Source organism: Paramicrobacterium salitolerans, assembly GCF_051513965.1.
In the GTDB taxonomy this organism is placed as follows: Bacteria; Actinomycetota; Actinomycetes; order Actinomycetales; family Microbacteriaceae; genus Paramicrobacterium.
In genome coordinates this window covers 1,568,149-1,581,812 of sequence record NZ_CP195847.1, presented here as the reverse complement: position 1 = coordinate 1,581,812, position 13,664 = coordinate 1,568,149, and the positions used below count along the sequence as shown (strand labels likewise).

The following is a 13,664-nucleotide window of genomic DNA, read 5'->3' as shown; positions in this document are numbered from 1 at the left end:
GGCGTGAGCTAGTTTAGAAGCACATGAATGAGACGTTCACATTGAGCGACCGCGAGGCGATCTCCGATCTCGCTGTCTACATCAGCAGGGCAAGCCGGGTTGATTCGGAGTCCATTCGACTCGTCGCCGCCGGGGGAGTGCTCGCGGTGTATGCGCCGGTCGTGTACGCACGCGGACTCCTCGATCGCAGCCCGACGGTGCTCGGATTGCGCACATTCGCGGAAGTCGAGGGAATTCACTTCGATCGTACGGTGATTCCGGCCTCGATGAACGAGCGTCTGGTGCGCCTTCAGAATGATGGAGGGCAGCGCGTGACGATGCCCCCGAGTGATGTGCGTGCCGCGTGGACTGGCGTCGCCCCACCGCGCGGGGGCTGGAGCGAGATCGCGACAATCGACAGTGCCGTACTGAAGTCCGCAGCGCGCGACGGCGCAGAGCGCATATCTGAGGCTCTTCCGACTGATGCAGGAGATCCTGTCGTGCACCAGATACGAACCGCTGTGTGGGGCGCGGAGATGGAAGATGCTCCAGGGGTGCCTGCTGGTGCAGCGTTCGCGGCCGATAGCCTTGGTTTCGCGGTCGAGTCCGAGCGTGTGCGTCTGTTGGAATCCGGCGCGTGGAAGAGGCTCAGCCTGCGTCGAGGACACGTGCTCTTCCGTCAGTCCTGAGATCAGCGTGTCGCGGTGGCCATGGCTCGGCCAGCCTTCCGCCCTGAGAAGAGACATCCGCCGAGGAACGTTCCCTCTAGCGCGCGGTATCCGTGGAGGCCTCCTCCGCCGAACCCCGCGAGCTCTCCAGCGGCGTACAGCCCGAGAATAGGGCGGCCCTCATAATCGAGCACCTGAGAATCAAGGTCCGTCTGAACGCCGCCGAGCGTCTTTCGAGTGAGCAGGTGCAGCTTGACCGCGATGAGAGGGCCAGCCTGCGGGTCGGTGAGTCGACAGGGCGACGCCACCCGAATGAGCCGATCGCCGCGGTAACGTCGTGCGCCTCGCAGCGCGGTGATCTGGGCATCCTTGCTGAATTCGTTCGTGACTTGACTGTCTCGCCAGCTGATTTCGCGCCGCACCTGTTCCACGTCCAATTTCCCATCAGGGGATGCGTCGCGCATTTTGCGCGCGAGCGTGTCAACGTCGTCCGCGACGATGAAATCAGCTCCGTGTCGTTTGAAAGCTTCGACCGGGCCAGGTGCACCGGGAAGAACACGGCGAGCGAGGAGCTTGAGATCCTTGCCTGTGAGGTCGGGGTTCTGTTCGCTCCCCGAGAGTGCGAACTCCTTCTCGATGATCGACTGGTTCAGCACGAACCAGGAATGATCGAAACCATTGCGGGTGAGATGCTCGAGCGTACCCAGCGTGTCGAAGCCCGGATAGAGCGGAGCAGGCAGTCGGGAGCCCGTCGGGTCGAGCCAGAGCGATGACGGGCCGGGAAGGATACGTATGCCGTGGCCCGGCCAGATCGGGTTCCAATTCTGGATGCCCTCGGTGTAGTGCCACATACGGTCCTCGTTTACGATCCGGCCTCCGGCGGACCGCACAATGCCCAATCCTCGCCCGTCGACGTGCGCGGGAACCCCGATCAGCATCCGGGCAGGGGGAGTGCCGAGACGCTCAGGCCAATTCCCGCGTACCAGACTGGCGTTGCCGCCGATCCCTCCCGTGCTCATCAGAACAGCGTCTGCGTCGTAGGTGAAGTCGCCCGTGACTGTCCGTGAGCTGGGGATGCCTCGAGGGGCGCTGTCGTCTTCCAGAATCGTCCCTGCGACCCCGGTCACCCTGCCGTCCGTGGTGAGGATGCCGTCGACACGGTGGCGATTCAGAACGGACAGCCGCCCCGAAGAGACGCCCCCATCCAGGATCTTGAGAAACGGGGCGAGCACTCCTGGACCGGTTCCCCAGGTGATGTGGAAGCGAGGAACGGAGTTGCCATGACCGTACGCGACTCCAGCACCGCGCTCCGCCCAACCGACCACCGGAAAGAACGAGACGCCGAGGCTTCGCAGCCAGTGCCGCTTTTCGCCTGCCGCGAATTCGACGTATTCGCGGGCCCACTGTCGCGCCCAATCGTCCTCATCGCGATCGAACGCTGCTGTTCCGAGCCAGTCCTGCCAGGCGAGATCAACCGAGTCTTTGATCCCCATGCGGCGCTGCTCTGGGGAGTCGACAAGGAAGAGCCCTCCGAAGGACCACCACGCTTGCCCGCCGAGTGAACCTCGTGGTTCTTGGTCCAAAATTGCGACGCGCCGTCCCGCCGAGATGAGCTCGGCCGCCGCGACGAGCCCAGCGAGCCCCGCGCCGACGATGATTGCGTCGAAAGAACTGTCTGGCATGGCGTGGCTCCTTTGTCACAACCGATGACTCTCTGCGGTGAGCTTAGTCCTCGAAGGTGTTGACCAAGGCGTGTGCTGAGCGTTCGAAGTAGTCCCACAGTGTGGCTTCGAGCATCGGCGGAAGGTCGAGCGAGTCGATGGCCGCGCGCATGTGCTTGAGCCAGCGATCGCGGGCGTCCGGGTTCACCTTGTATGGAACGTGGCGCATTCGCAGCCGAGGGTGACCGCGCGTCTCGCTGTACGTGGTCGGCCCTCCCCAGTACTGCTCGAGGAACATCCGGAGGCGGTCGGCAGCTGGACCGAGATCCTCTTCCGGATACATGGGCTTCAGCACCGGATCATCAGCGACTCCTCGATAAAACTCAGCGACGAGCCTCTCGAAGGTCTCGTGTCCTCCGACCTGCTCGTAGAACGTTGCGACCTGCTGTTCAGTCACTGTCTGCCCTTCTGCCTGCGGCGTGGTTTCGCCGACTTTCCCTGGGGCTCAACGACGACGGGCTTCGTTCTCGGTGGCCGTGCGCCGCCGACGCTTCCCGCGCCTTCCCATCCTTCAAGTATGACTGTCTCCAATGACGGCGTGACTACCTCGAGCGCGTCGAGGGTTAAGGCGAGTCTGCCCCTGAGCTCTCGCCCGACATCGTCCTTCGACGAGGTGCGTGTCTTGGCGACAAGCCGGAGCACGACCGCCTCATCGGTCACGGACTCCATGCCCCACAGCTCGGGAGCGTCGAGGAAGTGCGGATGCCACTTGGGCTCTTTCGCAAGCTCGATCGCCGCGTCCAGAAGACGCTGTTTGACGAGATCAAAATCAGCGTCACGGGGGATCGCGAGATCGATGATCAGACGAGACCATCCCTGCGACATGTTGCCGACTCGAAGAACTTCGCCATTGCGGACGAACCAGAGAACTCCGTTGACGTCCCGAATCTGGGTGATTCTGCTGCCCACTTTCTCGACGACACCGGTCGCCGATCCGACGTCGACGACGTCGCCCACGCCGAGCTGGTCCTCTATGACCATGAATATGCCGTTGAGGATGTCTTTGACGATGTTCTGCGCTCCGAAACCCAATCCGGCGCCGACTGCTGCGGACAGCAGGGCGAATGAGCCGAGGATGCCCGGAGCGAGCACGTGGATGATGAGCAACAGCGTGATGACGACGATGATCACGTTCACGATGTTGGTGAGCACCGTGCCGAGCGTCCGAGTTCTCTGAACGACTCGCACCGCTGCGAGAGGGGAGACAGCGAGCGCTTGAGTGTCGTCCACTCCGTGGCCTCGCTTGACCCCGCTCACGATGGATATGACGACGCGCTGGATGATCACGTGCATGATCCACGTCACTGCCACCGCAGCGAGAATGATGAGCACAGCCTGCGTGAGCCTGCCGAGAGGTGAGCCGAAGAATTCGCCGAGGGCGTGCCAGAAGTCCGTCACGTGGCGAGTGTACCGAGATGATCTCGAATGTGTCTGCAAAGCGGTGGGCCCCGTCTGTCAGTACAGACGGGGCCCACCGCTCACTCGGTCAGCGCGCGTCACACGCCTGAGCAGCGAGAGCCCTTTCGATACCGGCGAGATTCTCGGAGACGAGTCTGCGGAGCGCGGCAGGTTCGGGATGCTCGTCGAGCCACGCGCGTGTGGCATCACGCAGGCTCTCGTTCGCGAGGGGCGACGGATACAGACCGAGCGCGACGTACTCGGCGATCTTGTATGTCCGCGTGTTCCAGATGTCGAGGAGCACGTCGAAGTACTTCTCCACATACGGCTCGAGCAGCGTGACGTCCGAAGCACGAACGAACCCGAGCGTCGTGGTACTCACAATGGTGTTCGGCAGCGAATCGTCATCGATGATCGAAGACCACGCGGCGTGCTTTGCTTCCGGTGTGGGAAGGGCGGCCCGAGCGTGGGCTGCTGACTGCTGCCCGGTGGCGGTATTGTCCGCGGCGAGCTCTGCGTCGATCTCTGTCTCGCTCACTCGTCCGCCCGCGGCCAGGGCGATCAGGAGCTCCCAACCCAGGTCAGTGTCGACATCGAGCCCGGGCAGTGCTGCTTCGCCGGAGCGGATGCTCTCGATGACATCGAGATGCTCGGCCGTCTCCGCCGTCGCAGCGAAGAACTTCACGAACTGGAACTGCGCATCGCTGCCAGCTTCCGCGTTACGTGCGAGCTCCCAGAGGGCATCGGCGATGCGGTGTCGGGTGCTCTCCTGGCGCTCAGGGGCGACGTAGTGGGATCCGGCGAGGACCAGCTGGTTGAGAGTCGTGCGGATTGTCGTGGACTCCGTCTCAGCGCCGATGTTTCCGAGCACCAGGTCGACATAATCGCGTGCCGGTGTCTCGGCGTCGCGAGTGGCATCCCACACCGATCCCCAGATCAGAGCGCGAGCGAGAGGGTCCTCGATGTCGGAGAGATGGTCGATCGCCACACGGAGCGAATCGTCGTCCAGACGAATCTTTGCATAGGTGAGGTCGTCATCGTTCACCAGGATGAGCGCTGGCCGCCTGAGGCCGATGAGCTCCTCGGCATCCGTTAGCTCTCCATCGACATCGAGCTCGATGCGGTGATCGCGCACGAGGCGTCCGTCGTGCAGATTGTAGAAGCCGATCGCGAGACGATGAGGACGGATCGTCGGATAGTTCTCTGGAGCGGTCTGGCGCACGGAGAACGATGAGATCGTGCCGTCGCCCTCCACCGTCAGCTCAGGCCGCAACGTGTTCACGCCGGCGGTCTCAAGCCAGGCGGACGACCAACTGCTCAGGTCGCGGCCGCTCGTGTGCTCGAGCTCGCGGAGCAGATCGCTGAGCTCCGTGTTGCCGAATTCATGAGTCGAGAAGTATCGCGCAACGCCGGCGAAAAAGTCCTTCTCGCCCACCCACGCAACGAGCTGCTTGAGGACTGATCCGCCCTTGGCGTAGGTGATGCCGTCGAAGTTCACCTGGACGTCCTCGAGGTCACGGATCGGAGCGACCACGGGATGCGTGGAAGGAAGCTGATCCTGTCGGTACGCCCAGCTCTTCTCCATGGCTTGGAATGTGGTCCACGCCTCGGTCCATTCAGTCGCTTCCGCGGTCGCTATCGTGGATGCCCACTCTGCGAATGACTCATTGAGCCAGAGGTCGTTCCACCACTTCATCGTGACCAGGTCACCGAACCACATGTGTGCCAGCTCGTGAAGGATCGTGACCACCCGGCGCTCCTTGATGGCGTCGGTCACTTTCGAGCGGAAGACGTAGGTCTCCACGATCGTGACGGCGCCGGCGTTCTCCATCGCGCCGGCATTGAACTCCGGAACGAAGAGCTGGTCGTACTTCTCGAACGGATAGGGATAGTCGAAGCGCTCTTCGTAGTATGCGAACCCCTCGCGTGTCTTCTTGAAGATGTAGTCTGCGTCGACGTAATCGAACAGGCTCTTCCTCGCGTATACCCCCAGCGGGATCGTTCGCCCATCAGAACTCAGAACATCGCTGTGGACGGACTGGTATGGACCGGCGACGATTGCGGTGATGTAGCTCGAGATGATCGGTGTGGGCGCAAATGTCCACACAGCGGTGGCGTCTCCGCGATTCTCCGGTACCGGCGTCGGTGAGTTGGAGACGACGGTCCAAGCTTCAGGAGCCGTCACTGTGAACTGGAATGTTGCCTTCAGATCAGGCTGCTCGAAGACGGCGAAAACTCGCCGGGAGTCAGGGACTTCGAATTGGCTGTACAGATACACTTCGTCGTCGACAGGGTCCACGAAGCGGTGGAGTCCCTCGCCGGTGTTGGTGTAGCGCATGTCTGCGTCGACAGTGAGCGTGTTCTCCGCGGCAAGGCGATCGAGTGCGATGCGGGCTCCGTCCGCGGCATCGACCGACACGTCCTCACCATTGAGCGTGATGCGATGGACTGTGTCGGTGATCGCATCGATGAACGTCGACGCGCCCGCTTCGGCACTGAAGCGAACGGTCGTGATGCTGCGGAAGGCCTCAGGGCCAGTCGTCAGGTCGAGTGCGACCTCGTAGCTGTGCGTCTGGATCAGGCTCTTGCGTGTGTGGGCTTCCTCGCGAGTGAGGTTCTCTCCTGGCACTGATACTCCTTAGAAATGTCGGATCGTGTCCAACGACCAAGCGTACTGCGGGTGTGGATCGCTAGGCTGGGGAACATGAGCAGTCACAGTGATTCCGTGGATTTCTGGTTCGACCCTTCGTGCCCGTGGGCATGGATGACGTCCCGATGGCTGGACGAAGTCGCCGCCCAACGGACGCTGGACGTCACGTGGCACGTGATGAGCCTGGCCGTTCTCAATGAGGACAAAGACGTGAGCGATGACTACCGCGCTTTCTTCCCGCGGGCGCTTCGTTACACACGCCTCGTGACTGCGGCGTCGGAGCTGCACGGGCCGGGGCTCGTGAAGCCTCTCTACGACGCGCTTGGCACGCGAATCCATCCCGGGGGCAGCACAGATGCGGATGCCGTCATTGCCGGTGCTCTCGATGAGGTCGGGCTGCCAGCCGACTTCGCGCGCTATTCGGAGAGCGACGAGTTCGACGCCCAGATGCGCGCCTCGCATTTCGACGGCATCGAGCGGGTCGGTCAGGATGTCGGCACACCGATCATCGCGGTGAACGGCGTCGCGTTCTTCGGCCCCGTCATCTCTCCCGCGCCGAAGGGCGAGGAAGCAGTACGTCTGTGGGATGGCGTCGTGGCTGCGGCATCCTACCCTGGTTTCTTCGAGCTGAAGCGCACACGTACTGTCGGTCCCCAGTTCGACTGAAGCAAGGGCAGGATAGACGCATGCGCATTCACATCGCCACGGACCACGCAGGTCTCGAGTTCAGCAGGAAGCTCCAGGACTACCTCACGGACAAGGGCCACGAGGTCATCGATCACGGACCGGCCGAATACGACCCCGATGACGACTATCCCGCGTTCTGCATCAACGCAGCACGCGCGGTCGTCCGCGATCAGAAAGCCGGTGTCGAAGCGCTCGGCGTGGTCTTCGGAGGATCAGGCAATGGTGAGCAGATCGCTGCCAACAAGGTGCGCGGAGTACGCGCGGCGCTCGTTTGGAACCTGTCGACCGCTAAGCTGGCGCGCGACCACAACGATGCCAACGTGATCTCGATCGGCGCTCGTCAGCACTCGTACGAGGAAGTGCTCTCGTTCATCGACGCGTTCATCGCCCACCCCTTCAGCGGTGCCGAGCGCCATGCGCGGCGCATTGCGCAGCTCGCCGAGTACGAGGAAACGGGAGACATCGTGGGCAAGGGCGTCGATCGCTGATGCCCGAAGGCCATTCAGTTCACCGCATAGCTCGGCAGTTCACTCACAATTTCGTTCATCGGGACGTCGCTGCGTCGTCTCCTCAGGGACGGTTCGTGGAAGGCGCTGAGCTGCTCGACGGGAGAAGACTGGAGAACGTCTTCGCGGTAGGCAAACAGATGTTTGCCGATTTTGGCGATGATGTCTGGCTGCGCGTGCACCTCGGCATCTACGGTGCCTGGGATTTCGCGGGGGAGATTGCCGCGGACCCGACAATTGAGTCGGCCAACGGTCGTATGGGGCAGACGAATCAGCGCGGAACGGACGACGCCCTTCGGGTGCTCGACAAGGCGGGTGAGAACTCGCTCTCAAGCATCGGAGCGCCCCGGAAGGCGCGCGTTCGCATGTCAGAGCAGACGAAGGGTGACACTTCCGCCGATTGGGACACCTTTCCTCCAGCACCGGTGGGAGCTGTTCGCCTACGCCTGCTGACGGAGCACACGGTAGCCGATCTGCGCGGTCCGACTGCATGTGAAATCCGATCGGGCGACGAGATTCAGGCCACGATCAACAAGCTCGGCCCCGATCCGATGCACGATGACTCTCCGGAGGCCGAGGAGAAGTTCGTGAGCGTCGTGCGGAAGAAGCCGACTCCTATCGGCATCCTGCTCATGGACCAGTCCGTCGTCAGTGGCATCGGCAACGTCTATCGCGCCGAGCTTCTGTTTCGGGCGGGGCTCGATCCTCATCGGCCCGGGCGCGACGTTCCTGAAGAGATCGCCCGAGGACTCTGGCGTGACTGGGTCGTGCTGCTCCGAATCGGAATTGAGACAGGGCAGATGATGACGATGGACGGCCTGTCTCGCGACGAATATGCCAAAGCGATGGCGAATCGCGATGATCGACATTGGGTGTATAAGCGCGAAGGGCTTCCGTGTCGTCGTTGCGGTACGAACATCGTGCTTGAGGAGATGGCCGCACGGAAGCTCTATTGGTGCCCGGAATGTCAGGCGTAGCGAGGTTTCGGTGACCGAGTTTCGACTGCGGGCGGTGTCGCCCGGGAGCGGAAGGGTTCAGACTCTGGTCGGGGCGCGCGCGCTCGGGGGCGGCGAGCCCATGGACATCGAACTGACCGATGCCGTCATCACGAGGATCCGGCCGACGGGGACCTCTGCGCCGAGGGGCGAGACGATACCTCTCGACGGTCGGACCGTTATGCCAGGCCTTCACGACAGACATGTGCATTTCACGCTCTGGGCGATCGCCAGCAGGCGAACTGATCTGAGCGGTGCGGGGAGCGCGCAGGAAGCCGCTCACCTCGTGAAGCGGGCAATGGCATCGCACGGGGGAGGCGTGCTGGTGGGAGTGGGATTCCGCGATGCTCTCTGGCCGGACACTCCCTCGGCGACGCTGCTGGATTCAGCCTCGGGAGACACTCCTGTTGTGCTGCTGTCCGGAGATCTCCATGCCGTGTGGCTGAACTCGGCGGCGCTTCGGCTGTTCGGGGCACCGAGTGACCTCAGCGGCCTGCTGACGGAGGAGCGGGCGTTCGACGTTCAGAAGCAGCTTGACGAGATCCCTACGGAGCTGTCGGACGCGTGGGCCGACGAAGCCGCACAAGCCGCTGCAGCTCGAGGAATCACGAGTATCACAGACATGGAGATGGCGTGGAACAGGGATGTCTGGGCGAGGCGCACTCAAGCCGGCAGCACGCAACTCCGTGTCTCATTCGGGGTCTACACGAACGATCTTGAGCGGGCGATCTCGGAGGGGTTCCAGACCGGTCAGATCATTCCTCACACGCACGGGCTCGTGAGCGTCGGACCGTTCAAGATCATCACGGATGGGTCGCTAGGCGCGAGGACTGCCTGCTGTGACGGCCCGTATACCGCGTTGGATTCTCCGCACAGCGGCATCCTCAACGTTGACGAGCGAGACCTCACGAACCTCATGCGCCGCGCCGCCGAGTCGGAAATCGCCTGTGCGGTCCACGCGATCGGGGACAGAGCGAATGCCAACGCGCTCAACGCCTATGCGGAGTCCGGGGCAAAGGGCACGATCGAGCACGCGCAATTGATGCGAGAGGGCGATATCGAACGGATGGCACGGCTCGGCATCGCGGCGAGCGTGCAGCCGGAGCACGCGATGGACGACCGCGATATTGCCGATCGTCATTGGAGTGATCGTACCGTCCGTTCGTTCCAACTTCGGAGCTTCGTCGATGCCGGAGTGCGACTGCTTCTCGGTTCGGATGCTCCCGTAGCTCGGCTCGACCCCTGGATTGCCGTGTCGGCCGCTGTTCTGAGAACTCGTGATGGTCGCAGCGCATGGCATCCGGAGCAGAGCCTGACCGTTCGTGAGGCTTTGACGGCCTCAGTGCCGTCCGGTCGTCTGCACCTACGCGAGGGAGACACAGCCGATCTGGCGATTCTGGATGCCGATCCTCTGACCGCTGACCCGAGTTGGCTGAGAACCATGCCCGTGTCGGGAACGCTTGTGAACGGGCGATGGACGCACCGCACACTCTAATCTGATCGGCCGACCCGATGGTCTCAATGCCGACGATGCGCAGGAAGAGAAGAGGGGTGGATGCCCACGGCATCCACCCCTCTCAACTGAGAAGTGTTTCCTTACTTCGCGATGTGGGCTAGGAGGAGCCAACGGTCCTTCTCGAGCCCGCGCACGATCTCGACAGCGACGTCCTGACTGTTCAGGTCAATCTCGTCGAGCTCATCGACAGCGGTGCGTGCCGTGGTGATAACTGCGTCGAGCATTGCGACAACCTCAGCGATGGAGTCCTCTGACTGCTGGAAGCCAGCGCTCAGTTCCGGGACTGTGGTTTTCGACGCGACCGAGGACAGCCGCGAGTCCACCGGCAGCCCGAGAGCGACCACCCGTTCTGCTGCGAGGTCGGCCCACTCCTGGGCGTCCGAGACGAGGGTGTCGAGCAGCTCGTGAACACCGATGAAGTTGTTGCCGCGCAGGTGCCAGTGTGCCTGCTTGCCGTTCACGACGAGTGCCTCAAGGTCGATGACCAGGGGCGAAAGGAACTGGGCGGTTCCGGAAGCGACATCCGGGTTGACGTTGGTGAGCTTTTCGGTCTGTGAAGTAGTCATATCATCCCTCTTCTCTTGATGAATTCAACTTTAGTACCGCGAAAATATTCCGCAAGCGAGTTTTGGCTATCCTCAGTTAGCTGAGGCAAGGCTTACAAAGTCCAGATGAAAGACGCTTTCAGTGCATCCGCGAAATGATCTGCGCGGAATGTGCGACAGGTGAGTGAGGCGAGCTGCGAGTGAGCAGAAGAATCACGAAAGCGGCCATGAACAGCGCGGCTATCGCCCACCCGGGCGTGAACTCAGATACGGCCGGCCAGGCGAGGCCGATGCCGAGCGCTGTCGCGGCCAACGCCGAAGAGACGACCAACGCGCGGGCTCGCAGAAGCATCCCGCCGAGAGCGAGGCCTGCGATGAGGAGAACGAGACCTGCCAGGCGCAGAGGAGAGAGCACGAGGAAGGCAGCGAAGAGGCTTGGACCGAGCAGGAACGCTGTGCTGACGCCAATGTGATGCCATGACGACCCGCCAGACGCGCGCCATTCCCACAGACCGCGTGCGAGTGCGACGGCACCGAAACTCAGCGTTGCTACTTCAACGGGAAGAGAAACGCCGACGAGTACGCCGATTGCGAGGAACGCAGCTGCGCATAACGCGGTCGATCGCACGAGTGCTTGGGGGAAGCCGGTCAGGGCCCCCAATGAGAAACCGCAGAGAACGACGGTCAGCGCGGGAGCATCCTGACGGCTGACTGCGAACGCGAGGGGAATTCCGATCATTGCCGGGCCGCAACCCGCGACGAGGCGAGCGAGCGGGAAATGCCGGGGGTGACGTTTCTGCCAGGCGAGGCCGGAGGCGCAGAGCACGAGACCGGACAGGAGGCTCCACGCCAGGAGCCCCCATGATGCGACTGGCTCATCAACCAGCTGGATGCATCGCAGGAGAGCCGCGAGGCCGAAGCCGGAGGTTCCAGTGAGCCAGCACCAGAGGCCGAGATGTATTCCACCGAGCGGATTTGGCATTGCGAGGCCGACCGCTATCAGCAGGGCCGTGCTCAGCACCAGAGGGCCCAACCACTCGGGCCGGGACAGGGTGGCCACGCTGATCGGTAAGAGCGAAAATGCCAGAGTGCTGACGATGAGCAGGTTTGGCCATGGCGACCGGCGTCGAGCACCGGGCGACATTGAGATCAGCATGAGAATGAATGCGAGCGCCAGACCCGTGACGGCCGTCAGTGCAAGCGCGACGGGCGTATAGATCTCCAGCTCTCGAAGTGCGAGCCAGGCTGCAGTCACGACTCCTGGCAGTGCGCCCCATGCCAGAAGGGATCGTGGATGGGGCCCTGCGGAATCCGTGCTCGGACCGAGCGAGAAACAGAGCGGCATGAGGCCGAGAGCGAGGATATTCAGAGCGCCGAAGTCGCTGCTCGTGAGTGCAGCTGGAACAGTGACGATCGACGTCAGGATTATCGACGAGTCCCACGCGAGCCTGACCGTTCGAGAATGAGCGGTCGATCCTGAACGATAGCGGAACGCAAACACGCCGACTGCAGCGAGCAGCAGGCAAATGCACACAGCGATCAGCTCGGGCGCTCCCCATACGGCAGGTCCGATGGCTCGCCAGAGTTCGACTCCGAGTAATGCGGCCGTTGGCGGTGTCGCGACCGCGGCGACGAAGGAGGCAAAACGTTCACGGCCGCCGCGAGAGGGTAGCCAAGCGATCTCCGCGAGAAGGAGGGCAACCAGACTCGCGATGTAGGCGGTGTGGGAGCCCTGGCTCGACACCGTAACGACCTCGACGAAGCCGAAGACCGTCCCGAGGGCTCCGACGCCAGCCAGCGACTGACCGTCCAACCGTATGACTGAACGAAACATGATCGCCCCAGCCGCAATGAAGCAGCATGCCACAAGCACCGTCGTGAATGCTGTCGCGGCGCTCGAAGGTGAGGCCAGCAGCGAGGACGTCCACCGCGCTGAAACCAGAAGTATCAGACCAGCAGTCACTGTGACCGGAGGGATCAGCATCCGTTGGAAGCGTCGTGAGACGCGGGCCCCGATCAGCACCCGCAACATAATGAGAGAGACGAGGGCGACTATGGCGCTCAACACCCAGACCGGCACGCTGGTGGCGCTTGTCACGAACCCAAGAACGGCGAAGAAGAACGCGCTCAGGCCTCCGACAATCTTCACGGCGCGTCGCTCGGGTGCGCGTGCGAAGACAAAGACGGCGGCAGCGGTCGCAGCTGCCACGATACCTGTGGACGCGGCAGCGCTGGATGCACCCGCTTGGGCGACAAACGCTGTGAACGCGCCGGACAGGAGAGGGATCCAGTGCAGGTCGCTCAAGCGGTTCCATACGGTAAGCACCGCGCTCAGAGACGCAGTCAAGATCGCAACGACGAGCCATGCTGAGGGGCTCGTGTCAGGGAACACGAGAGGATGCCGCGTGAAAGCACCACTGGAGAAGTTGGGCTGTGCGATGCGCACCGTCGATTCCAGCATCCCGAGCCCGAGGGAAGGGATGACCGTTAGGGCCCCCACGGCCAGAACGATGAGGCTCGCGACGGTCAGACCGGGGCTGCTTCTCAGATGCTGTGTCTGACGGGCGAGGACTGCAAGCGAAACCGCGCCGACACCGCTCAATGTCGTGGGCACGATGAGGCGCGCGGAGAAATCGCTCAGGTGAGCAGCGGGCGTCGCAGCAGCACCCGCGAACGCAAGGCCGAGGCCGATGCTCATTGCGAGTTTCCACGCCCCAAGTTCGCGAATCCGAGTGGGAGAACCTGTGCGGTGTCGAATCGAGATCGTCTCTGTCCGTGGCGCCACGGCATCGGAAAATGTAACTGCGACAGGCGAGTGCCAGAGATGCGCCGCAAGCACCAGGCCAGTGAAGATGAACGCCCAATACGTTCCACCTGGGAGTGCAGGCCATGCGGCTGGAGACACAATGAGGGAGCCGAACGAGGATGCGCCCGCGAGGCTCCGGGCTACCACTCGAGCGCCAGCAGATTCCCGAAAGAGTGGCCAGCAGGTGCCGAGC

At 62.7% G+C, this 13,664-nt stretch carries 11 protein-coding genes; 5 read left to right on the top strand and 6 right to left on the bottom strand.

Translation table 11 applies throughout. The annotated features are described in order from the left end of the window. The first annotated feature begins 23 nt into the window (after nucleotides 1-23). Nucleotides 24-668 (top strand): hypothetical protein, encoded by a 645-nt coding sequence (locus ACSAGD_RS07535; RefSeq protein ID WP_437585086.1) that lies wholly within the window; start codon nucleotides 24-26, stop codon nucleotides 666-668. Nucleotides 669-670: 2 nt separating this feature from the next. Here the strand turns inward: ACSAGD_RS07535 and ACSAGD_RS07530 are convergent, their stop codons facing one another. From ACSAGD_RS07530 to pepN, 4 genes are all read right to left on the bottom strand, one after another. After that, entirely contained in the window at nucleotides 671-2,329 is a 1,659-nt protein-coding gene (locus ACSAGD_RS07530) for an FAD-binding dehydrogenase (protein ID WP_437585085.1), read from the bottom strand. Nucleotides 2,330-2,372: 43 nt separating this feature from the next. Then, nucleotides 2,373-2,765 (bottom strand): globin, encoded by a 393-nt coding sequence (locus tag ACSAGD_RS07525; RefSeq protein ID WP_437585084.1) that lies wholly within the window; start codon nucleotides 2,763-2,765, stop codon nucleotides 2,373-2,375. Then, the gene (locus tag ACSAGD_RS07520; protein WP_437585083.1) at nucleotides 2,762-3,766 is read right to left on the bottom strand and encodes a mechanosensitive ion channel family protein; all 1,005 of its coding nucleotides are present in this window, start codon (nucleotides 3,764-3,766) and stop codon (nucleotides 2,762-2,764) included. The genes ACSAGD_RS07525 and ACSAGD_RS07520 overlap by 4 nt, the downstream gene beginning before the upstream one ends. Before the next feature lie 88 nt (nucleotides 3,767-3,854). Continuing rightward, nucleotides 3,855-6,395 (bottom strand): aminopeptidase N, encoded by a 2,541-nt coding sequence (gene pepN, locus ACSAGD_RS07515; RefSeq protein WP_437585082.1) that lies wholly within the window; start codon nucleotides 6,393-6,395, stop codon nucleotides 3,855-3,857. Between the two features lie 75 nt (nucleotides 6,396-6,470). Between pepN and ACSAGD_RS07510 the strand changes: the two genes are divergently transcribed. Genes ACSAGD_RS07510 through ACSAGD_RS07495 form a run of 4 tightly spaced genes read left to right on the top strand, consistent with a single transcriptional unit; the run spans nucleotide 6,471 to nucleotide 10,099 of the window. Further along, a complete protein-coding gene (locus ACSAGD_RS07510) occupies nucleotides 6,471-7,082 on the top strand; it encodes a mycothiol-dependent nitroreductase Rv2466c family protein (protein WP_437585081.1) in 612 nt (203 codons plus the stop codon). A gap of 20 nt (nucleotides 7,083-7,102) precedes the next feature. Next, a complete protein-coding gene (locus ACSAGD_RS07505) occupies nucleotides 7,103-7,591 on the top strand; it encodes a ribose-5-phosphate isomerase (protein WP_437585080.1) in 489 nt (162 codons plus the stop codon). Beyond that, complete coding sequence (locus tag ACSAGD_RS07500) at nucleotides 7,591-8,586, top strand: Fpg/Nei family DNA glycosylase (protein WP_437585079.1); 996 nt, start codon at nucleotides 7,591-7,593, stop codon at nucleotides 8,584-8,586. Before ACSAGD_RS07505 ends, ACSAGD_RS07500 begins: the two co-directional genes overlap by 1 nt. Before the next feature lie 10 nt (nucleotides 8,587-8,596). Continuing rightward, nucleotides 8,597-10,099: an amidohydrolase family protein gene (locus tag ACSAGD_RS07495; protein WP_437585078.1), complete on the top strand. Its 1,503-nt coding sequence runs from the start codon at nucleotides 8,597-8,599 to the stop codon at nucleotides 10,097-10,099. A 101-nt stretch (nucleotides 10,100-10,200) separates the two neighbouring features. On the opposite strand, the gene ACSAGD_RS07490 is transcribed toward ACSAGD_RS07495, so the two are convergent. Together ACSAGD_RS07490 and ACSAGD_RS07485 are read right to left on the bottom strand one after the other, a co-directional pair. Then, entirely contained in the window at nucleotides 10,201-10,686 is a 486-nt protein-coding gene (locus tag ACSAGD_RS07490) for a Dps family protein (RefSeq protein WP_437585077.1), read from the bottom strand. Between the two features lie 118 nt (nucleotides 10,687-10,804). Beyond that, nucleotides 10,805-13,363: a hypothetical protein gene (locus tag ACSAGD_RS07485; protein ID WP_437585076.1), complete on the bottom strand. Its 2,559-nt coding sequence runs from the start codon at nucleotides 13,361-13,363 to the stop codon at nucleotides 10,805-10,807. Nucleotides 13,364-13,664 lie beyond the last annotated feature (301 nt).

Bases quoted from the DNA above. Each gene is read 5' to 3' on its own strand.
- ACSAGD_RS07485 (WP_437585076.1), bottom strand. From the start codon at position 13,363: ATGAGCATCGGCCTCGGCCTTGCGTTCGCGGGTGCTGCTGCGACGCCC.
- ACSAGD_RS07500 (WP_437585079.1), top strand. From the start codon at position 7,591: ATGCCCGAAGGCCATTCAGTTCACCGCATAGCTCGGCAGTTCACTCAC.
- ACSAGD_RS07530 (WP_437585085.1), bottom strand. From the start codon at position 2,329: ATGCCAGACAGTTCTTTCGACGCAATCATCGTCGGCGCGGGGCTCGCT.
- ACSAGD_RS07535 (WP_437585086.1), top strand. From the start codon at position 24: ATGAATGAGACGTTCACATTGAGCGACCGCGAGGCGATCTCCGATCTC.
- ACSAGD_RS07510 (WP_437585081.1), top strand. From the start codon at position 6,471: ATGAGCAGTCACAGTGATTCCGTGGATTTCTGGTTCGACCCTTCGTGC.
- ACSAGD_RS07490 (WP_437585077.1), bottom strand. From the start codon at position 10,686: ATGACTACTTCACAGACCGAAAAGCTCACCAACGTCAACCCGGATGTC.
- ACSAGD_RS07505 (WP_437585080.1), top strand. From the start codon at position 7,103: ATGCGCATTCACATCGCCACGGACCACGCAGGTCTCGAGTTCAGCAGG.